An 18910-nucleotide genomic window follows, 5' to 3' on the forward strand; every position below is an offset into this window, starting at 1 on the left:
GCCTTTTTTAATCCTAGGGAGGAATTTAAATGTCCAAGTCAGACGTAAGCCGTCGCGGCCTGCTGAGAACCGGTGCGGTCGCGGGTGCAGGGCTCGCCATGCCGACCATCTTTACGGCCCAAAGCGCGCATGCATTCACCAACAACCCCACTGGCGGCACTGTTACACTCGGCTTTAACGTCCCGCAGACCGGCCCTTACGCCGATGAAGGTGCGGACGAGTTGCGCGCCTATGAGCTGGCGGTCGAGCACCTGAACGGCGGTGGCGATGGCGGCATGCTCACCACCTTCAGCTCCAAGGCACTGCAGGGCAATGGCATCCTGGGCAAGAAAGTCGAATATGTCACCGGCGATACCCAGACCAAATCCGATGCGGCGCGCGCCTCTGCCAAATCCATGATCGAAAAAGACGGTGCGATCATGATCACGGGCGGCTCGTCATCAGGTGTGGCTGTGGCCGTGCAGGCGCTCTGCCAAGAGGCAGGCGTGATCTTCATGGCGGGTCTTACCCACTCCAATGACACCACCGGCAAAGACAAGCGGGCCAATGGTTTCCGCCACTTCTTCAACTCTTACATGTCTGGTGCGGCGCTGGCGCCGGTGCTGGCGAATGCCTACGGCACCGACCGTAAGGCCTATCACCTGACCGCCGACTACAACTGGGGCTATACCACCGAAGAAGCAGTCCGGTCCTCCACCGAAGCGATGGGCTGGGAAACCGTGGCTGCGGTGAAAACACCGCTGACCCAGACCGACTTCTCGTCCTATATCGCCCCGGTTCTGCAGTCCGGTGCCGACACGCTGGTTCTGAACCACTACGGCGGCAACATGGTGAACTCTCTCACCAACGCGGTGCAGTTCGGCCTGCGCGACAAGCAGGTGAACGGCAAGGACTTCCAGATCGTTGTTCCGCTCTACTCCCGCCTGATGGCGAAAGGTGCGGGCGCCAACGTGAAGGGCATCTTCGGCTCCACCAACTGGCACTGGTCGCTGCAGGACGAAGGTTCCAAGGCCTTTGTACGCTCCTTCGGCACCAAATACGGCTTCCCGCCGAGCCAGGCCGCTCACACCTGCTATGTGCAGACCCTGCTCTATGCAGACGCGGTTGAACGCGCTGGCTCCTTTGCGCCCTGCGCCGTGGCAGAAGCGCTCGAGGACTATGAGTTCGACGGTCTGGGCAACGGCAAGACGCTCTATCGTGGCGCCGATCACCAGTGCTTCAAGGACGTGCTGGTTGTGAAAGGGAAAGAGAACCCGACCTCGGAGTTCGACCTTCTCGAAATCGTCGAAGTCACCCCGGTTGGCCAGGTCACCTATGACCCGAACCACCCGCAGTTCCAGGGCGGTGCGCTCGGCACCTGCAACAACGGCGCCTAATCGCCGGAACGAACGACTTCTAAACACTGTTTGGTGAACAAAAACAGGTAGCGGGCCACTGCAAGACGGCCCGCTGCCCTGGTCGCCAGCACCCAACGACAAGCCCCCGGCGGGACCCCGTTAAGAACCAATGCGGTTTTGAGCCCTCTGCCCTCCGGGCCTTGTTCACCTTGCACTCACACTTCCGAAGGGTGGGACGATGGACGCAATAATCCTCCAAATCCTGAACGGGCTCGACAAGGGCTCGGCCTATGCGCTGATCGCGCTGGGTCTGACATTGATTTTCGGCACGCTGGGCGTTGTAAACTTTGCCCATGGCGCGCTGTTCATGATTGGGGCCTTCTGTGCAGTGACGCTGTCGCGCATCCTGACGCTGAGCCATACGATCATTGATGAAACCAAAACCGACTTCCTCGGCAATCCGCTGAAAGTTGAGGTGCCTTATGTGCACGACATCTTTGGCGTCGAGATGGGGAATGCGATCATCGACTGGTCGGTGCCGCTGTCGGTGCTTTTTGCGATCCCGATCATGATTGCCGTGGGCGTGATCATGGAACGCGGTCTCATCAAGCATTTCTACAAGCGCCCCCATGCGGACCAGATCCTTGTGACCTTTGGTCTCGCGATCGTTCTGCAGGAGGTGATCAAATATTTCTACGGTGCCAACCCGATCCCGACCCCGGCGCCCGAAGCCTTCAAAGGCTCGCTCGACTTTGGGGCTGCACTCGGGTTCGACCCCAACCTCATCATCTACCCCTACTGGCGCATCATCTACTTCTGTTTCGCAGCAGTGATCATTGGCGGCGTCTTTGCCTTCCTGCAGTTCACAACCTTTGGCATGGTGGTGCGTGCAGGCATGGCCGACCGCGAGACCGTGGGGCTTCTGGGGATCAACATCGACCGCCGCTTTACCATCATCTTTGGTGTGGCCGCCGCCGTCGCAGGGCTTGCCGGGGTGATGTACACGCCGATCAACTCGCCCAACTATCACATGGGCATGGACTTCCTCGTGCTGAGCTTTGTGGTGGTGGTTGTCGGCGGCATGGGCTCCCTGCCCGGTGCGGTGCTGGCCGGCTTCCTTCTGGGCGTGCTCGAGAGCTTTGCCTCCATGCGCGAGGTCATCGACATCATCCCGGGCATCAACCAGGTCATCATCTATCTGGTCGCCATCATCATTCTTCTCACCCGCCCCCGTGGATTGATGGGCCGCAAAGGCGTGATGGAGGACTAAGGACATGTTCAAACTGGAAAAAACCGATCTCAAACTTCTCATGATCGTGGCTGTTCTGACCATGTTCGCCCCGTTCATCCTGAACCCCTTCCCCGTCGACAGCGCCATGGCGCAGTTCAACGCGGGCTATCCGGACCTGATGCAGCGCTTTGTGATCTTTGGTGTCTTTGCCATCGGCTTCAACATCCTCTTTGGCCTCACCGGCTACCTCTCCTTTGGTCACGCGGCCTTTCTCGGGGTGGGGTCCTATGCAGCCGTCTGGATGTTCAAACTCCTGAGCATGAACGTGCTGCCCGCCATCGTGCTGTCGGTTCTGGTCTCCGGTCTCTTTTCGCTGGTGATCGGTTTTGTGAGCCTGCGGCGCTCGGGGATCTACTTCTCCATTCTGACCCTGGCCTTTGCCCAGATGATGTTTGCGCTGGCCTATTCGGTTCTGACCCCGATCACGGGCGGTGAAACGGGCCTGCAGTTGGCGCTGGATGATCCGCGCATTCTCGGCGCCAGCCAGACCGCCGAGGGCAATATCCCGGTCCCGAGCCTTTTTGGGCTGGAGATGCGCGACAGTGCAGAGCTGGTGATCGGCGGCTGGTCCTTTACCTTCAACTTTGGCTACTACTTCTGCGCGCTGGTGATGCTTGCATCGTTCTATCTCGCGATCCGTATCTTCCGCTCGCCCTTTGGGATGATGCTGCGGGCGGTGAAATCCAACCAGCAGCGGATGAACTACACTGGTCTCAACTCCCGTCCCTATATGCTTGCGGCCTTTGTGATCTCTGGCATGTACGCGGGGCTCGCCGGTGGTCTCATGGCCTCCATGGACCCGCTGGCTGGCGCGGAGCGGATGCAGTGGACCGCATCGGGCGAAGTCGTTCTGATGACCATCCTTGGTGGGGCTGGCACGCTGATCGGTCCGGTTCTGGGCGCAGGCTTCATCAAATACTTCGAGAACATCTTCTCCAAGATCAACGACAACGTGCTGCACAGCTGGTTCAGCTTCCTGCCGGATGGGCTTGAGGACTTTGTGGTTTTCATCATCCACCCCTTTATCGGCAAGGGCTGGCACCTGACGCTTGGCATCCTCTTCATGCTGGTGGTGATCTACCTCCCCGGCGGCCTTGTGGAAGGCGGACAGCGGGTCGGAAACTGGCTCAAGGGGCGCAAGAAGTCTGACGCCAAGCAGAGCAACACCAATCCGGCGGAATAAGGAGACCCTCATGAGCATTCTCGAAGTCAAAAACGTCGGCAAACGCTTTGGTGGCCTCCAGGCGCTGTCGGATGTGAACCTCTCCGTCAAGGAGAACTCGGTCCACGCCATCATCGGCCCCAATGGGGCCGGCAAATCCACCCTGCTGAACTGTCTCGTCGGCAAGCTGATCCCCGACACCGGGTCAGTGATGTTCGACGGCCAGTCAGTGCTCGGTCGCGCGCCCTATGAGATCAACCAGATGGGCATCAGCCGCGTCTTTCAAACGCCTGAAATCTTTGGAGATCTGACGGTTCTTGAAAACATGATGATCCCCTGCCTGGCGAAACGGGACGGCGCGTTTGAGCTGAATGCAATTGCCGCAGTGATGTCGCAGCGCGACATTCTGGACCGTGCCGAAGCGATGCTGGTGGAGATGAATATGGCCGACAAACGCCATATGCACGCGGCCTCGCTCTCGCGTGGGGACAAACGGCGGCTGGAGATCGGCATGTGTCTCAGTCAGGAGCCACGGCTGCTCCTCTTGGATGAGCCCACCGCCGGTATGGCGCGGGCCGACACCAACAACACCATCGACCTGTTGAAACAGATCTCGGACGAGCGCGACATCACCATCGCCATCATCGAACATGACATGCATGTGGTGTTCTCGCTTGCCAATCGGATCACTGTTCTGGCGCAGGGCACCCCCCTCGTGGAGGACGACCCGCAAAACATCCGGGGCAACCCGAAGGTGCGCGAAGCCTACCTCGGCGAAACCGCGTAACGGAGAAAGGACAAGACCATGAACGTAAAACCGGATTTCTCCAAAAGCGCCAACCATGCGGCCACCGCGCCCGCTTTTCTGTCGGTTTGGGATGTGCATGCCTACTACGGCGAGAGCTACATCGTGCAGGGCATCAACTTTAATGTGCATGAGGGCGAAATCCTCGCCCTTCTGGGCCGCAACGGCGCGGGCAAGACCTCGACCCTGCGCTCCATCGCGCGCATCGGCTCTCCGATGGTAACACGGGGCGAGATCTGGCTCGATCACCAGCCGCTGCACCTGATGGAAAGCCACGAGGCCGCCACTGCCGGTTTGGGTCTGGTGCCCGAAGATCGCCGCATCATTCCCGGTCTTACGGTCGAGGAAAACCTGCAGCTGGCACAGATTGCCCCACCAATCGGCTGGTCGATCGAGCGCCTCTACGAGCTCTTCCCGCGTCTGGGCGAGCGGCGCAAGCAGGAGGGCGTGACACTCTCGGGCGGCGAACAGCAAATGCTTGCGATTGCGCGCGCCCTGGCCCGCGACATCAAGGTGCTGTTGCTCGACGAACCCTACGAGGGTCTGGCCCCGGTGATCGTGGACGAGATCGAAAAGACCCTCATCCACATCAAGGAACAGGGCATGACCACCATCCTCGTCGAGCAAAACGCGGTGCGGGCACTGCAACTGGCTGATCGGGCGGTGATCCTCGACACAGGCGGGATCGTCTTTGACGGCTCCGCGGCCGAGGTTCTCGAAAACGAAGAACTGCGTTCTGAATACCTCGCGATCTGATCTGCGGATCGGACGCTGAAAAGGTGACGCCGCCGGCGCGCCATCTGGTTACTCCGTCGTGAGCGGCACATCCCTGCCACTCACACGACCTGGGCCGGGCCTGTTTTCAGGTCCGGCTTTTTTTACACACTTCGACGGGGGTGGGCAGACCTTGCGGCCGTGACACACATGCGCCCTTCCCTTGCGCCAAGGCCCGCTTTAGAACCGGGCCATGTCTGATCCCGCAACTGATCCCGCTTTTGACTATGCGCCTGTTGGACTTGCGCTTTTGGAACATCGCATCATCAAGCGGTGCAATCTGCTCTTTGCCGAGATCTTTGATGCCTCCCCAGAGGCGCTTTGCGAGACACCGATTGCTGCGCTTTATCCCAGCGCCGAGGATTACCAGCGCATAGGCGAGATCTTGCAGTTGCCGGAATCACAAAGCGGAATCTACCACGACGAACGCATTATGCGTCGCACGTCGGGCGCGCTGTTCTGGTGCCGGGTGCGCGGGCGGTCCCTCGACGGTGCGCGCCCGTTTCAGGCCGGTGTATGGTCCTTTGCCGATCTCTCCGAGGAGCGCCCCGTTGTCAGCCTGACCCCACGCGAACGCGAAGTCGCGATCCTCACCTGTCGGGGGCTCTCGGCCAAGGAAATCGGCCTCAAGCTGGATCTCTCCTATCGTACGGTAGAGACTCACCGGGCGCGTCTCTTGGTGAAATTCAACGCCAAGAAGCTGCCCGAACTGGTCGCCAAACTCAGTGGCATGCCCCTTTGAAGCCCGCAGAGAGGCCGATATTTCCCTGCAAAAATGATTGAAAAGAGAGGCTTTCCCCCTCATCTTCAGAGGCAATCAAGCACGCTTTCCTTATGGTCAGCTATGGCTTATAAGGCCAAAAATTTCCGCCCCGGACGCATTCGGGGCCAGACAGGACCCTGCCGAGGAACACAATGACAAATAAATCTCACGAAGCAGATGTGGCGTTCATCAAGGCTCTGGCGGAGCTTTTGCGCGAAAACGACCTGACCGAGCTTCAGGTCAAGCGCGACTACGCGGAAGATGACAGCCTGAATGTGCGCGTCTCCCGCCAGCACCCCGCCCCCGCCGCGCCGGTTCACGTCGCAGCAGCCCCCGCGCCTGCCCCGGCCGCCGCAGCGCCCGCCGCTGTCGCAGCCGCAGCGCCCGCATCCGACGATCCCGCCAATCACCCCGGCGCTGTGACCTCCCCGATGGTGGGCACCGCCTATCTCGCACCCGAGCCGGGCGCTTCTGCCTTTGTGTCCGTGGGTCAGCAAGTGAGCGAAGGCGACACCCTGTTGATCGTCGAAGCAATGAAGACCATGAACCATATCCCGGCCCCCAAATCGGGCACCGTGAAGCGCATCCTTGTTGAAGATGGCGCCGCGGTCGAGTTTGGTCATCCGCTCGTCATCGTCGAGTAAGGCCCTGCCATGTTTGACAAAATCTTAATTGCCAACCGGGGTGAGATCGCGCTGCGCGTGATCCGTGCCTGCCGCGAGATGGGCATCCAATCCGTTGCGGTGCACTCCACCGCCGACGCCGATGCCATGCATGTGCGCATGGCCGATGAGTCGATCTGCATTGGCCCACCGTCAGGCGCCCAGAGCTATCTGTCGATCCCCGCGATCATCTCCGCCTGCGAAATTTCGGGCGCTCAGGCGATCCACCCGGGCTACGGGTTTCTCTCCGAGAACGCCAATTTTGTGCAGATCGTCGAGGACCACGGGCTGACCTTCATTGGCCCCTCCGCAGAACATATTCGCCAGATGGGCGACAAGATCACCGCAAAAGACACCGCAAAAGCGCTCGGCATTCCTTGTGTGCCGGGATCTGACGGCGGTGTGCCCGATGTGGAGACCGCAAAAAAGGTCGCCGCTGACATGGGCTATCCGGTGATCATCAAGGCCACCGCCGGTGGCGGCGGGCGCGGCATGAAAGTGGCCCAGACCGAAGCAGATCTGGTTCAAGCGTTCCAGACCGCGCGCTCAGAAGCCAAAGCGGCCTTTGGCAACGACGAAGTCTACATGGAGAAATACCTCCAGCGTCCGCGCCACATCGAGATCCAGGTCTTTGGTGATGGCAAAGGCGGCGGCGTACACTTGGGCGAGCGCGACTGCTCCTTGCAGCGGCGCCACCAGAAGGTCTTTGAAGAGGCTCCCGGCCCCTGCATCACCGAGGAAGAGCGTGCCAAGATCGGCAAGATCTGCGCGGATGCGATCGGCAAGATGGGCTACTCCGGTGCGGGTACCGTCGAATTCCTATATGAGGATGGAGAGTTCTACTTCATCGAGATGAACACCCGCCTGCAGGTGGAACACCCTGTGACCGAAGCCATCTTTGGCGTCGACCTGGTGCGTGAACAGATCCGCGTTGCCTCTGGCCTGCCGCTCTCGTTCACGCAGGATGATCTGATCATCAACGGTCACGCCATCGAAGTGCGCATCAATGCCGAAAAGCTGCCGAACTTCTCGCCCTGCCCGGGTAAGATCACCGCATATCATGCCCCCGGCGGCCTTGGCGTGCGGATGGATTCGGCGCTTTATGACGGCTACTCGATCCCGCCGTACTACGACAGCCTGATCGGCAAGCTGATCGTCCACGGGCGCGACCGGGAAGAGGCCCTTGCGCGTCTCAGCCGCTCGCTGGGCGAGCTCATTGTGGACGGGATCGATACCACGGTTCCGCTGTTCCACGCGCTCTTGCAGGAAAAAGACATCCACACCGGTGAGTACAACATTCACTGGCTGGAAAAATGGCTTGAAGCCAACCTTCAGGCCTGAGACATCTTTCTGGGGGCGGCGGTCAAATACCTCCGCCCCTCCGCTATCCCGTGCTAGGCTAATCTATGACGCTCAGCGCTGATCTCCTGCTCCATGCTTACGCGAACGGCGTCTTCCCCATGGCGGAGAGCCGCGACGATCCAGAGGTGTTCTGGGTCGATCCAAAGCGCCGTGGCATTCTGCCTTTGGACGGTTTTCGGATTTCTCGTTCTCTGGCCAAACGCCTTCGCCGCGATGATTACAGCATCAGCGTAAACCGCGATTTTGCGGGCGTGGTGCAGGGGTGTGCCGATCGCGAAGAGACCTGGATCAACGGTGAAATCTCTGACCGTTACCAAGAGCTGCATCACGACGGATTTGCTCACTCTCTCGAAGTCTGGATGGACGATGCGCTGGTGGGGGGCGTCTACGGCGTCTCACTTGGGGGCGCCTTTTTTGGCGAAAGCATGTTCTCGCGTCGGCGAGATGCCTCCAAGATCGCGCTCGCCTATCTCGTGGATCGTCTGAACGCAGGCGGCTACATTCTATGTGACACCCAGTTCATCACGCCTCATCTGGCGTCGCTTGGGGGGCGGGAAATCAGCCGCGCGGCTTATCGCAGAAGGCTCGCCGAGGCGCTGGACCAGCCGGGAGATTTCATCTCTCCCGCGCTCCCGTCACCTCAGGTGCTCTTGCAGCGCAGAACCCAGACGTCGTAACGGCGGTGATCGAGTGCGTTGAGCGCGGGGCTCGATGCAATCATCCAACCATCAAAGAACACTTTGCCGTCCTGGCGATCCCGGATCGTCAGGTACGCAAAAGCATCCCCCGAGGGGTTCTCTGTTGGATAGCGGCACTCGCGCAAAGTCACGATCAAGCCGAAGATCTCTGCCGTGCCACCGGTCTGCACCTCGACATCGACACTCTTGCCGTTGACCTTATCTAGCCCGCGCAGGCTCGTAAGTGTACCCTCGGTTGCCTCGATGCGTTCAACACGTTCACGGCTTTCGGGGACGCGCGGCTGCACGATCACCGGGTCAAGCTCCTCGACCGAGATCGTCTGAGCCGAAAGCGGCGCCGATGCCAGAAGGCAAAAAGCGAGTGTGATCAGGCGCTTCATCAGGATTCGTCACCGCCACCGGAGACAAATTTAACCAGCAGAGAAATCAGGCTCACCGCCCCTTGGGTGTCCACGATCTCATCACCGGCCTCAAGGTTGAAGGGCGAACCGCCTGGCATCACTTCGACGAAGTTTCCACCAAGCAGCCCCTCTGACGCAATCACGATGGCGCTGTCGTCGGGGATCATGATGGTTTTATCCACCGAAAAGGTCGTGTCCGCGCGAAAGGTTTCCGCATTGAGCGCCACATCCGTCACGGTTCCGATCTTCACGCCAGCAAGACGCACATCGGTCCCGACACTCACCCCTTCCAGCGAGCGGAAGGAAGCCGTCAGCGGGTAGCTCTCGCCGCCGCGCGAAAGGCCCGCAGCCTGTGCGGCATAAAACGCAAACCCTGCCGCCACGGCCAGCACAAGGCCACCGGTCAGCACTTCGGTTGTGGAATGGGTCATTACAAACCTGCCTTTTGGCCAGATCGCAAAGGGACGTCGGGCAATATCCGCGCGTCCCTTTGGCGTAAACTTATTCGGGGCTCCAAGCCTCGTAATCGCTGCGCGGTTTTGGCGTGCCACCCGCGCGGATCGAGCCCGCCGGCGCGTACGCCAGCATGGTGCCAGTCAGGTTTTCCTGATGCGGCTTTTCCCAATCCTTGTGTTTCAGCGGCTTCTCGCTCGGCACTTCGTTAAAAGTGCGGTGCAACCAGCCATGCCAGTCGGCACTGACGCGCGACGCCTCTGCCTCGCCATTGAAGATCACCCAGCGACGGCTGTCATCTGCGTTGCGATAGAATACGTTGCCCTGATCGTCCTCACCGACCTTAACCCCCTTGCGGCGGGTGTAGATCATTGTGTTGAGCGTGGCGCCATTCCACCAAGTCACGGCCTGCAAAAGCGAATTCAGGATTCCCATGGGTCCCTCCGAAAATCTCTCCCCCGATATGGCCCATTCTCGACCCGAGGTCCAGTGGTTCGCGGTCAAGTGGTGAATAGAGCGGCGGGAAACAGCAAGATCGCCACGCTTTCGCGTCCCTTAGCTGCCACGAGAGCGCTGCTCACAGAAGCGTAAACGGTTGCCAAAGGGATCTGTCACCGTGATCTGCAGCCCCCACGGCATCGCATCAAGCGCCGGTTTGATGTTGCGATAGCGTTTTTCACCCAGTTCCGCATGAAGCGCCATGGCATTGTCGATGGGGACAAAACAGGTAGAGCCCGGCGTGGCATCCCCGTGATGTTCGCTCAGGTGCAGGATGCAGCCTGACCGCGAGATCTGCATATAGATCGGAAGATCCTCTTCGTGCTGATACTCCCAATCCAGAGAAAACCCCAAATAATCAATATAGTAGTCGCGCGCCTTCTGCAGATCAAAAATTCGAACCACGGGAATGGCGGGGCGGATGGTCACCGTTTGCGAAGTCTGCTCCATCTGTCGCGCGCCTATGCCGGGGTCGCCAGTGCTGTCACTTCGATCTCGATCCGGTATTCCGGCGCGATCAGGTTGCATTCAATCATGGTCGCGGCAGGCGGGTTTTCTCCAAAGGTTTCAGCAAGGATCGGCCAGCAGGGTTCAAACTCGGACGCATCGGGAAGGTAATAATTCACGCGTACCACCTCGGCAAAACTCACACCGGCCTTGGCAAGCGCAGCCTCGATGGTCGCCAGAGCCGAGCGACACTGTGCCACCACATCCTCGCCCTGCCCCACGGTGCCGGCGACATGCACAAAGCCGCCCGCTACAACCGCTCGGCAATAGCCGACCTTGGCCTCAAATTCTCCGCCCGAAGAAATGCGTTTTATCGTCATGAGGCGTCCTTCCACTTCGCTTGAACTGTTTGTCACATGGAAAGTTTATGGTGGATTGGCGCGCATCGGCACTGCAAATTATGCATTTCTGCTATGCACTTGCGGCGCCGTCAAACGTCTCAGTCAGAAATCCCGTCAGTGCAGTCCAGGCCCGCGAGCTTGCGGTGGCGCTGTAGATCATGCCACTGGCGCTGTCCTTGGCATTGGGGTTGGTGAACGCATGCCCGGTGTGACCAAATCCGAGCACCTGCCAATCCGCGCAGTGTTCGTTCAGTTCAGCCGCCAGCGCCTCGAGCGCAGAGGGCGGGGCAAGCGGGTCGTCCCAACCGTGCAGCACCAGAACCGCCGCGCGCATCGTCTGGGTCTCAAAATTGGGGCGGTCATAGACGCCATGCAATGGCACACACGCACGCAGATCGGCCCCTGTGCGCGCCAGATCCAGCACAGCCTTGCCGCCCAAGCAGTAGCCCATTGCGCCGATGCGCCCCGCATCCACCTGCGGCAAGGCACGCGCGGCCTCCAGCGCTGCCCCCATACGCCGCGCGAGCACGGTGCGATCCGCCTGCAAACCTGCCATGAGGTGCTGCGCCTCCTCTGGCGAGGCCGCGCGCTTGCCGTCTCCGTAGTAATCGACCGCGAGAGCGACATAGCCGAGCTTGGCGAGGTCTTCGGCACGGGCGCGTTCAAAATCGCTCAAGCCGCCAAAGGCGGGCGCGATCAGGACGCAGGGTGCGGGCTCCTCTCGACTGTCGTCCCATACCAAGTGGCCGACGAACTGATCTATGCCATCGCCATAATGAAAGGCTTCGCTTTTCATGTGCTGTTCCATCCTCACACTCCCAGCAGTTGAGAAAGAAAAGGGCCAGTGTCACGGGGACACTGGCGTTTCATTATTCGTATTCATCGGAGCCTTGGACGGGTTCAACCTGCGGTGGCCGATTCCTTTTCATCGGCGTGGATCATCAGCGGCTGCGCCTCAGAGGAGACAGCCTCCTCATTGACGACCACTTTTGTCACGCTCTCCATTCCGGGCAGCTCGAACATGGTATCGAGCAGGATATCCTCGAGGATGGAGCGCAGACCCCGCGCGCCGGTCTTGCGCTCAATGGCTTTCTTGGCAATGGCCGAGAGCGCCTCATCGGTGAAGTCCAGCTCGGTGTCTTCGAGTTCAAAGAGGCGCTGGTATTGTTTGACCAGAGCGTTCTTGGGCTTGGTCAAGATGGTGATCAGCGCATCCTCATCCAGATCCTCAAGCGTCGCGAGAACCGGCAAACGGCCCACGAATTCCGGGATCAGGCCGAATTTCAGCAGATCTTCGGGCTCGAGATCGCGGAAGGTCTCGCCCACGCCCGCATCGCTCTCTTCGCGCACATCGGCACCAAAGCCCATCGCAGAGCCTTTGCCGCGCTGCTTGATGATCTTGTCCAGGCCCGCAAAGGCACCGCCGCAGATGAAGAGGATGTTCGTGGTATCCACCTGCAGGAACTCCTGCTGGGGATGCTTGCGCCCACCCTGCGGCGGCACGGAGGCCACAGTGCCTTCCATCAGTTTCAGCAGAGCCTGCTGCACGCCCTCGCCCGACACGTCGCGGGTGATGGAGGGGTTTTCAGACTTGCGGGTGATCTTGTCGACCTCGTCGATGTAGACGATACCGCGCTGCGCGCGTTCGACATTGTATTCAGACGCCTGCAGCAGTTTCAGAATGATGTTCTCGACATCCTCACCAACATAGCCTGCCTCTGTAAGCGTAGTGGCATCTGCCATGGTAAACGGCACGTCCAGAATCCGTGCAAGAGTTTGCGCCAGAAGGGTCTTACCGCAGCCGGTGGGGCCGATCAGCAGGATGTTGGACTTTGAGAGTTCGATATCATTGCCGGCCTTCTGGGCGTGGTTCAGACGCTTGTAGTGGTTGTGAACCGCCACCGACAGCACACGCTTTGCCGTCGCCTGACCGATCACGTAATCATCGAGGACCTCGCAAATATCCTTGGGCGTCGGCACGCCGTCGGTTGCTTTCATCCCGGAGGCCTTCGTCTCCTCGCGGATGATGTCCATGCACAGCTCAACGCATTCATCACAGATGAACACGGTCGGGCCTGCAATCAGCTTTCTCACCTCATGCTGGCTCTTGCCGCAGAAGCTACAGTAAAGCGTGTTCTTGCTGTCGCCGCTCGAGTTCGTCGCCATGGTCTACCTTTCCATCCGCCTCGGGGCCAGCGCGTGTCAATTTGCCCCGATGTAAGGCCAGCTTAGGACAGCTCCCAAGCGGCCACAATGTCAAATTGTGCTCCCCTGCACACTATGGTTAAGGGAGCACGAGGCCCGCGTGGTGCCGGGCTTAGCTTTCTGCGTCGTCGGCCTTGCTGCGATTTTCGACGATTTCGTCGATCAGTCCGAATTCCTTGGCTTGTTCCGGTGACATGAAGTTGTCCCGTTCCAGCGCCTTTTCAATGGTGTCGTAGTCCTGACCGGTGTGTTTGACGTAAATCTCGTTCAGGCGACGCTTGAGCTTCAGGGTCTCTTCGGCGTGGATCATGATGTCCGTCGCCTGCCCCTGATACCCGCCGGAGGGCTGGTGGACCATCACGCGCGAATTGGGCAGCGAGAAGCGCATGCCAGCCTCGCCCGCGGTCAGCAGCAAGGAGCCCATGGAGGCCGCCTGGCCGATCACCAGCGTCGACACCTTGGGTTTGATGTACTGCATCGTGTCATAGATCGACAGGCCCGAGGTCACCACGCCACCGGGCGAGTTGATGTACATCGAAATCTCTTTCGAGGGGTTTTCCGCCTCAAGGTGCAACAGCTGCGCCACGATCAGCGACGACATGCCATCGTGAACGGGACCGTTGAGGAAGATGATACGCTCCTTCAACAGGCGCGAGAAAATGTCATATGCGCGCTCGCCCCGGCTGGTCTGCTCAACGACCATCGGCACAAGTGTGTTCATGTATGTTTCTGTTGGATCAATCATTGGACCTGCCTGTCTTGGGATCATGACGGGCACCATACCCGACAGAGGATTACCCGAGTCTTAGTATTGCGAAAATTGGGCTGCAAGAGGCGGACCCGCATTTTCGCACCTGCAGCGCTATCGCGGTGCAACACGCATCAAAGCTGTGCCATTTCTGCAGGAAGACAACAGGTGTCGCAATTTGTCGCGCCAAGGTCGGATTATCCCGGCACCCCACGTCCGCACGGCGCTAGCTGGTAAATGTGGCAGAGGCATCTCTTTGCACGCAGCCTGTTTCCTGTGATGGACCCTGAAGATGTCTGACGATAGTTTTGTTCAAAAAGGCGCCGCCGCAACACTCAAGGTGCCGCATGCAGGCGCGCCGCAGGACTTCTATTTCCTGCTGCTGCCAAAGGCCACGATGCTGCCTGTCGCCGCCGCGATCGAGCCGCTCAGAATTGCAAATCAGGTCACAAATACAAAGCTTTATCGCTGGTATATCATGACACAGGATGGCGCGCCGCTACGCTGCTCCAACGGGATGGTTGTCACTCCCGATCTGCCGCTGGCCCCGCTGCCCTCGGATGCCATGGGCTTTGTGTGTTCAGGCGTGGAGCCCCAGGAAGCCGCCGGCGACATCACGCTGAACTGGCTGCGGCGCGAACATCGTTTCGGGCGCAGGCTCGGGGGCATCTGTACCGGTGCATTTGCGCTGGCGCAGGCGGGGCTGATCAAGGATCAACCCTTCACGCTGCACTGGGAAAACCAACCCGGTTTTGTCGAGCGATACGAGCACCTGAAACCCTCGCCTAACATTTACGAGATTTCTGGAAATTTGATGACCTGTGGCGGCGGCAGCGCGGCAACGGACATGATGCTGACCCTGATCGAGCAGCGCCATGGCAAGCAGCTGGCGATCATCGTCGCCGATATGTGCCTGCATGTGCGCTCGACCTCCGGGGCTGCACCTCAGAAATCCAACTATGCCGTCGCCATCGGCAGTCGCAACCAGCGCCTTCTGAGTGCTCTGCAACTGATGCAGGAATCGATCGAAGAGCCGCTCTCTATCGGATCACTTTGCGCGCGGCTGGATATTTCCCGTCGCCAATTGGAGCGCCTGTTCTCGCGCTATCTCGATCAAAGCCCGATGCACGTCTATTCCGACATGCGCCTGAGCCATGCCTTCGCCTTGATGAATGAAACCTCGATGTCGGTGACAGAGATTGCGCTTGCCTCCGGGTTCAACTCCGCCACGCATTTCTCTCGGCAATTCAAACGCAAATTCGGCGCCAGCCCGCATTTCTTCCGCAAGGGCTGGGCCTGACCGCACCCGGCGAAACGAGGGATCACCACGTCCGTGTCTGACGCGGTACGCACTTAAATGTGACGAGTATTTCAGCCCGTTCGCGCGTAGACCTTGGGGCAAACCGCAGCGTAGGAGCCCTAAATGGTCCGCCCTCTTGATCCCCTCCGCCGTCTGAGCACGGGGCTCGTGTTCAGCCTTGCTCTGTCGGCCGCACAGACCGCGGCGCTGACAGCGGCCCTGGCCGCATCTTTTGCAACGCCCGCGACGGCTGACCTTGCCTCGCGCGAGGGCTGGGCGATCCATGCCAGCACAAAGGACTACAAACGCCTTCTCGCCGACCTCAAAGCTGCCGTAAGAGCGCATAACATGGGTGTCGTAACAGAAGCCGGCCCCACCGGCGCCGCCGCTGCCCGCGGCATCACCATTCCGGGAAACCGCGTTGTTGGCGTCTTTGCAAACACCTACGCAGTGGAGATCCTTGCGCTCTCCACCGCCGCCATGATCGAAGCACCGATCCGCTTCTATATTACGGAAAACCCCGATGGCAGCGCGACGCTCTCCTACAAGACCCCGAGCCATGTTTTTGCGCCCTATGTGCCCGAAGCAGGCGCCGCACTGACGGCCGTCGCGGCGCGGCTCGACGACGTCTTTGCCCAGATTGCTGCCGCAGCGCTGCAGAATTAATCCCCTATTTCCAATTCAATACGGACCACACATGACCCAATCTCTTCGCGCCGCCGATATCCTGGCCCGTCGTCTCTACGAGGCCGGATGCCGCCACGCCTTTGGCATGCCCGGGGGCGAAGTCCTGACACTTGTGGACGCGCTCACCCGCGCTGGGATCACCTTCCACCTCGCCAAACATGAAAACTGCGCCGGTTTTATGGGCGAAGGCGTGCATCACAGCGATGGGGCGCCCGCAATTCTGGTCGCAACCCTTGGACCCGGCGCGCTCAATGGTGTCAATGTGGTCGCCAATGCCCATCAGGACCGGGTGCCTATGCTGGTTCTGACAGGCTGCGTCGACGCGGATGAGGCGCAGACCTACACCCATCAGGTCCTAGATCAACAAGCAGTCTTTGCCCCCATCACCAAGGCCAGCTTCCGCCTGGACGCCGCTGCAGCCGAAGTGATCGCCGACAAGGCGGTCGCCATCGCAGGCGAGGCCCGTCAGGGACCGGTTCACATCGATGTGCCCATTTCGGTTGCCAACGCACCGGCCACACCGCGCACCACGCGCCGCGCGCCTGCCGGAGCCTGCGCGCCTGCGGGCGCTACACTGGCGCAGGCGCAGGACTGGCTGCGCCAGGCCAAACGCCCCTTGGCGGTGGTCGGGCTCGATGCGCTTTTGCCCGGCGGCCCAGACGCCACCCGCGCCTTTCTGGAGGCGCGACAAATCCCCTTTGTCACCACCTACAAGGCCAAGGGCATCCTGCCAGAGGATCATCCGCTCTGTCTGGGCGGTGCGGGTCTGTCACCGCTTGCGGATCGCCACTTGCTGCCGCTCGTCGAGGCCAGCGACCTTATACTCGGTATCGGCTATGACCCGATCGAAATGCGCACCGGCTGGCGCGCGGCCTGGGACGCCACAGAGACCCGCGTGATCGACATCACGCCTGAGACCAACACCCATTACATGCATCAGGCCAGCCTGCCACTGATCGCCGACATTCCTGCCACGCTCAATGCGCTTGCGGTTGCACCTCAACCCGCACCACCCTGGCCAAACGGGGAAATCAAAAAGGCCAAGACCGCCCTTGCCGAGGCCTTCCCCCGCAGCGACGACTGGGGGCCTGCGGGCGTCATTGCTGAATGCATCGACACCCTACCCGCCGATAGCCTGCTGACCGCAGACAGCGGCGCACACCGTATTCTCCTGAGCCAGATGTGGCCCTGCCAGGAACCGCGCCAGCTGGTGCAATCCTCCGGGCTTTGCACCATGGGCTGCGCAGTGCCACTAGCCATGGGACGCAAGCTCGCCGCACCCGAACGCACCGTGGTGAGCTTTTCAGGGGATGCAGGGTTCCTGATGGTTGCAGGCGAGCTGGCGACCGCGGCAGAACTGGGTCTTGCCCCAATCTTCGTTGTCTTTGTGGATGCCTCGCTTGCCCTCATCGACCTCAAACAACGCCAGCGCCAGCTCCCCAATGCAGGCGTGGATTTTGGCCGGCACGACTTTGCCGCCATCGGACGCGCCTTTGGCGGCGAAGGCCATCGGGTGCAGAACCGAACGGAGCTGCGCGCCGCGCTGGAGGCGGCTCAATCGGCCTCCACCTTCACCGTGATCGCTGCGGAAATCGACAAGGAGTCCTACGATGGCCGCATCTGATACCACCGCCTCCGCGCGTCTGCCCCACGGCGCCCTCAAAGGCGTAAAAGTGCTGGATCTCTCGCGCATCCTGGCTGGCCCAACCGCAACGCAACTTTTGGGCGATCTGGGCGCCGATGTGATCAAGGTCGAAAACCCAACCACGGGCGGCGACGACACCCGTCAATGGGGCAAGAGCGTCGCCGAAGATGCTGATCTCACGCCCTATTTCATGGCCGCCAACCGCAACAAACGCTCGCTCGCGCTGGATATTTCTGCCCCCGAAGGACAGGCCATCATCCGACGCCTCGCCGCGCAAGCAGACGTCTTGATCGAGAACTTCAAACCGGGCGGGCTCGCGAAATATGGACTTGATTACGCCTCCCTGCGCGAAAGCTGCCCACATCTGGTCTATGCGTCGATTTCCGGCTATGGCCAGACCGGCCCGAACCGTGCAAAGCCCGGCTATGATCTGATGGCACAGGGCTATGGCGGTATCATGTCCCTTACCGGCGACCCCGAAGGCGCGCCTGTCAAGGTCGGGGTCGGCATCGCGGATGTGATGTGCGGAATGTATGCGACCATCGGCATTCTCTCGGCATTGCGCCACCGCGATCTCACGGGCGAAGGCCAGCAGGTCGAACTTGCCCTGGTGGATGCGCAGATCGCCTGGCTGATCAACGAGGGTGTGAGTTACCTCAATACCGGCCAGAAACCCGTGCGACGCGGCAATGAGCACCCCTCGATCATGCCCTATGGCACCTATGAAACCCGCGACGGCCATGTGATCCTCGCAGTTGGGAATGATAGTCAGTTTCGCCGATTTATGGCCTTCCTTGCCCTCGAAGGATTGGCCGAAGATCCCCGATTTGCCACCAATCCGGCCCGTCTTGAGCATCGCGGCGCACTCAATGATATCCTGATCCCGGCGCTACAGCGCTATCGCACCGATGAGGTCATTGCCGCGATGGAAGCCGCCAAGGTGCCCGTCGGCCCGGTCAAGACACTCGATCAGGTCTTTGAGACCGATCAGGTCGCCGCGCGGGACATGGTGGTGACGATGCAGGCCGGTGACACCGCGGTGCGGCTCTTGGGCAACCCGCTCAAGTTCTCGCGCACCCCCGTAACCTACCGCAAGGCTCCGCCCAGATGCGGGGCGGACAGCACGGAGATTCTCGCGTCTGACGCGCCCTTTGAGATCGACTGAACGGATCCCGCACAGACGTGGCCCAGAGGGCCGCCTCGCAATGTTACAAAAGCCTGCGCGATTTTCTGCCCGCGCTGCATCCACCAGCACAAAGCACCGTTTTTGT

At 60.3% G+C, this 18910-nt stretch carries 21 protein-coding genes; 13 read left to right on the forward strand and 8 right to left on the reverse strand.

Going from position 1 to position 18910, the window contains the following annotated elements; genetic code table 11:
- The first annotated feature begins 29 nt into the window (after positions 1–29).
- The 9 genes from ACZ1HH_RS07245 (at position 30) to aat (ending at position 8833) form a co-directional block, all read left to right on the forward strand.
- Positions 30–1376 (forward strand): substrate-binding protein, encoded by a 1347-nt coding sequence (locus tag ACZ1HH_RS07245; RefSeq protein ID WP_011538845.1) that lies wholly within the window; start codon positions 30–32, stop codon positions 1374–1376.
- Positions 1377–1575: 199 nt separating this feature from the next.
- Positions 1576–2607, forward strand: a complete 1032-nt coding sequence (locus ACZ1HH_RS07250; protein ID WP_011538846.1) for a branched-chain amino acid ABC transporter permease — start codon at positions 1576–1578, stop codon at positions 2605–2607.
- 4 nt (positions 2608–2611) lie between these two features.
- Entirely contained in the window at positions 2612–3811 is a 1200-nt protein-coding gene (locus ACZ1HH_RS07255) for a branched-chain amino acid ABC transporter permease (protein ID WP_011538847.1), read from the forward strand.
- Positions 3812–3821: 10 nt separating this feature from the next.
- Positions 3822–4577: an ABC transporter ATP-binding protein gene (locus ACZ1HH_RS07260; protein ID WP_011538848.1), complete on the forward strand. Its 756-nt coding sequence runs from the start codon at positions 3822–3824 to the stop codon at positions 4575–4577.
- A gap of 18 nt (positions 4578–4595) precedes the next feature.
- Positions 4596–5351: an ABC transporter ATP-binding protein gene (locus ACZ1HH_RS07265; RefSeq protein ID WP_472636255.1), complete on the forward strand. Its 756-nt coding sequence runs from the start codon at positions 4596–4598 to the stop codon at positions 5349–5351.
- Positions 5352–5562: 211 nt separating this feature from the next.
- Positions 5563–6111, forward strand: a complete 549-nt coding sequence (locus ACZ1HH_RS07270) for a LuxR C-terminal-related transcriptional regulator (RefSeq protein ID WP_416368509.1) — start codon at positions 5563–5565, stop codon at positions 6109–6111.
- 173 nt (positions 6112–6284) lie between these two features.
- Positions 6285–6776, forward strand: a complete 492-nt coding sequence (gene accB / locus ACZ1HH_RS07275) for an acetyl-CoA carboxylase biotin carboxyl carrier protein (RefSeq protein ID WP_011538851.1) — start codon at positions 6285–6287, stop codon at positions 6774–6776.
- Positions 6777–6785: 9 nt separating this feature from the next.
- The gene (gene accC / locus ACZ1HH_RS07280; RefSeq protein WP_416368510.1) at positions 6786–8135 is read left to right on the forward strand and encodes an acetyl-CoA carboxylase biotin carboxylase subunit; all 1350 of its coding nucleotides are present in this window, start codon (positions 6786–6788) and stop codon (positions 8133–8135) included.
- 65 nt (positions 8136–8200) lie between these two features.
- Positions 8201–8833 (forward strand): leucyl/phenylalanyl-tRNA--protein transferase, encoded by a 633-nt coding sequence (aat, locus tag ACZ1HH_RS07285; RefSeq protein ID WP_472636256.1) that lies wholly within the window; start codon positions 8201–8203, stop codon positions 8831–8833.
- On the opposite strand, the gene ACZ1HH_RS07290 is transcribed toward aat, so the two are convergent.
- From ACZ1HH_RS07290 to ACZ1HH_RS07325, 8 genes are all read right to left on the reverse strand, one after another.
- Positions 8797–9234 (reverse strand): DUF2155 domain-containing protein, encoded by a 438-nt coding sequence (locus ACZ1HH_RS07290; protein WP_011538854.1) that lies wholly within the window; start codon positions 9232–9234, stop codon positions 8797–8799. The genes aat and ACZ1HH_RS07290 overlap by 37 nt on opposite strands.
- Positions 9234–9686: an outer membrane lipid asymmetry maintenance protein MlaD gene (gene mlaD, locus ACZ1HH_RS07295; protein ID WP_472636257.1), complete on the reverse strand. Its 453-nt coding sequence runs from the start codon at positions 9684–9686 to the stop codon at positions 9234–9236. Before mlaD ends, ACZ1HH_RS07290 begins: the two co-directional genes overlap by 1 nt.
- A 70-nt stretch (positions 9687–9756) precedes the next feature.
- Entirely contained in the window at positions 9757–10143 is a 387-nt protein-coding gene (locus tag ACZ1HH_RS07300) for an NADH:ubiquinone oxidoreductase subunit NDUFA12 (protein WP_011538856.1), read from the reverse strand.
- A gap of 120 nt (positions 10144–10263) precedes the next feature.
- Positions 10264–10656: a glyoxalase superfamily protein gene (locus ACZ1HH_RS07305; RefSeq protein ID WP_011538857.1), complete on the reverse strand. Its 393-nt coding sequence runs from the start codon at positions 10654–10656 to the stop codon at positions 10264–10266.
- Positions 10657–10667: 11 nt separating this feature from the next.
- The gene (locus ACZ1HH_RS07310) at positions 10668–11033 is read right to left on the reverse strand and encodes a RidA family protein (protein WP_011538858.1); all 366 of its coding nucleotides are present in this window, start codon (positions 11031–11033) and stop codon (positions 10668–10670) included.
- 91 nt (positions 11034–11124) lie between these two features.
- On the reverse strand, positions 11125–11850 hold the full coding sequence (locus tag ACZ1HH_RS07315; RefSeq protein WP_472636258.1) for a dienelactone hydrolase family protein: 726 nt from the start codon (positions 11848–11850) through the stop codon (positions 11125–11127).
- 104 nt (positions 11851–11954) lie between these two features.
- Entirely contained in the window at positions 11955–13220 is a 1266-nt protein-coding gene (gene clpX / locus ACZ1HH_RS07320; RefSeq protein ID WP_472636259.1) for an ATP-dependent Clp protease ATP-binding subunit ClpX, read from the reverse strand.
- 151 nt (positions 13221–13371) lie between these two features.
- Entirely contained in the window at positions 13372–14004 is a 633-nt protein-coding gene (locus ACZ1HH_RS07325) for an ATP-dependent Clp protease proteolytic subunit (RefSeq protein ID WP_044026758.1), read from the reverse strand.
- Positions 14005–14299: 295 nt separating this feature from the next.
- Here ACZ1HH_RS07325 and ACZ1HH_RS07330 point away from each other — a divergent pair, with 295 nt between their 5' ends.
- From ACZ1HH_RS07330 to ACZ1HH_RS07345, 4 genes are all read left to right on the forward strand, one after another.
- Positions 14300–15307 carry a GlxA family transcriptional regulator gene (locus tag ACZ1HH_RS07330; RefSeq protein WP_472636260.1) on the forward strand — a complete coding sequence of 336 codons (1008 nt, stop codon included), beginning with the start codon at positions 14300–14302 and terminating at the stop codon, positions 15305–15307.
- A 123-nt stretch (positions 15308–15430) separates the two neighbouring features.
- Positions 15431–15973, forward strand: coding sequence for a DUF302 domain-containing protein (locus tag ACZ1HH_RS07335; protein ID WP_472636261.1), 543 nt, complete (start codon positions 15431–15433; stop codon positions 15971–15973).
- 31 nt (positions 15974–16004) lie between these two features.
- The gene (locus ACZ1HH_RS07340; protein ID WP_472636262.1) at positions 16005–17618 is read left to right on the forward strand and encodes a thiamine pyrophosphate-binding protein; all 1614 of its coding nucleotides are present in this window, start codon (positions 16005–16007) and stop codon (positions 17616–17618) included.
- Complete coding sequence (locus ACZ1HH_RS07345; protein ID WP_472636263.1) at positions 17605–18804, forward strand: CaiB/BaiF CoA transferase family protein; 1200 nt, start codon at positions 17605–17607, stop codon at positions 18802–18804. Before ACZ1HH_RS07340 ends, ACZ1HH_RS07345 begins: the two co-directional genes overlap by 14 nt.
- The last annotated feature ends 106 nt before the right edge of the window (positions 18805–18910 follow it).

Source organism: Epibacterium sp. HA2-3 (assembly GCF_055693725.2).

Coding starts and splice junctions, on each gene's coding strand:
- mlaD (WP_472636257.1), bottom strand. CDS start 9,686: ATGACCCATTCCACAACCGAAGTGCTGACCGGTGGCCTTGTGCTGGCC.
- ACZ1HH_RS07270 (WP_416368509.1), top strand. CDS start 5,563: ATGTCTGATCCCGCAACTGATCCCGCTTTTGACTATGCGCCTGTTGGA.
- ACZ1HH_RS07290 (WP_011538854.1), bottom strand. CDS start 9,234: ATGAAGCGCCTGATCACACTCGCTTTTTGCCTTCTGGCATCGGCGCCG.
- ACZ1HH_RS07250 (WP_011538846.1), top strand. CDS start 1,576: ATGGACGCAATAATCCTCCAAATCCTGAACGGGCTCGACAAGGGCTCG.
- ACZ1HH_RS07315 (WP_472636258.1), bottom strand. CDS start 11,850: ATGAAAAGCGAAGCCTTTCATTATGGCGATGGCATAGATCAGTTCGTC.
- ACZ1HH_RS07335 (WP_472636261.1), top strand. CDS start 15,431: ATGGTCCGCCCTCTTGATCCCCTCCGCCGTCTGAGCACGGGGCTCGTG.
- ACZ1HH_RS07310 (WP_011538858.1), bottom strand. CDS start 11,033: ATGACGATAAAACGCATTTCTTCGGGCGGAGAATTTGAGGCCAAGGTC.
- ACZ1HH_RS07260 (WP_011538848.1), top strand. CDS start 3,822: ATGAGCATTCTCGAAGTCAAAAACGTCGGCAAACGCTTTGGTGGCCTC.
- clpX (WP_472636259.1), bottom strand. CDS start 13,220: ATGGCGACGAACTCGAGCGGCGACAGCAAGAACACGCTTTACTGTAGC.
- ACZ1HH_RS07300 (WP_011538856.1), bottom strand. CDS start 10,143: ATGGGAATCCTGAATTCGCTTTTGCAGGCCGTGACTTGGTGGAATGGC.
- ACZ1HH_RS07255 (WP_011538847.1), top strand. CDS start 2,612: ATGTTCAAACTGGAAAAAACCGATCTCAAACTTCTCATGATCGTGGCT.
- ACZ1HH_RS07330 (WP_472636260.1), top strand. CDS start 14,300: ATGTCTGACGATAGTTTTGTTCAAAAAGGCGCCGCCGCAACACTCAAG.
- ACZ1HH_RS07340 (WP_472636262.1), top strand. CDS start 16,005: ATGACCCAATCTCTTCGCGCCGCCGATATCCTGGCCCGTCGTCTCTAC.
- accB (WP_011538851.1), top strand. CDS start 6,285: ATGACAAATAAATCTCACGAAGCAGATGTGGCGTTCATCAAGGCTCTG.
- ACZ1HH_RS07305 (WP_011538857.1), bottom strand. CDS start 10,656: ATGGAGCAGACTTCGCAAACGGTGACCATCCGCCCCGCCATTCCCGTG.
- aat (WP_472636256.1), top strand. CDS start 8,201: ATGACGCTCAGCGCTGATCTCCTGCTCCATGCTTACGCGAACGGCGTC.
- ACZ1HH_RS07265 (WP_472636255.1), top strand. CDS start 4,596: ATGAACGTAAAACCGGATTTCTCCAAAAGCGCCAACCATGCGGCCACC.
- accC (WP_416368510.1), top strand. CDS start 6,786: ATGTTTGACAAAATCTTAATTGCCAACCGGGGTGAGATCGCGCTGCGC.
- ACZ1HH_RS07345 (WP_472636263.1), top strand. CDS start 17,605: ATGGCCGCATCTGATACCACCGCCTCCGCGCGTCTGCCCCACGGCGCC.
- ACZ1HH_RS07245 (WP_011538845.1), top strand. CDS start 30: ATGTCCAAGTCAGACGTAAGCCGTCGCGGCCTGCTGAGAACCGGTGCG.
- ACZ1HH_RS07325 (WP_044026758.1), bottom strand. CDS start 14,004: ATGATTGATCCAACAGAAACATACATGAACACACTTGTGCCGATGGTC.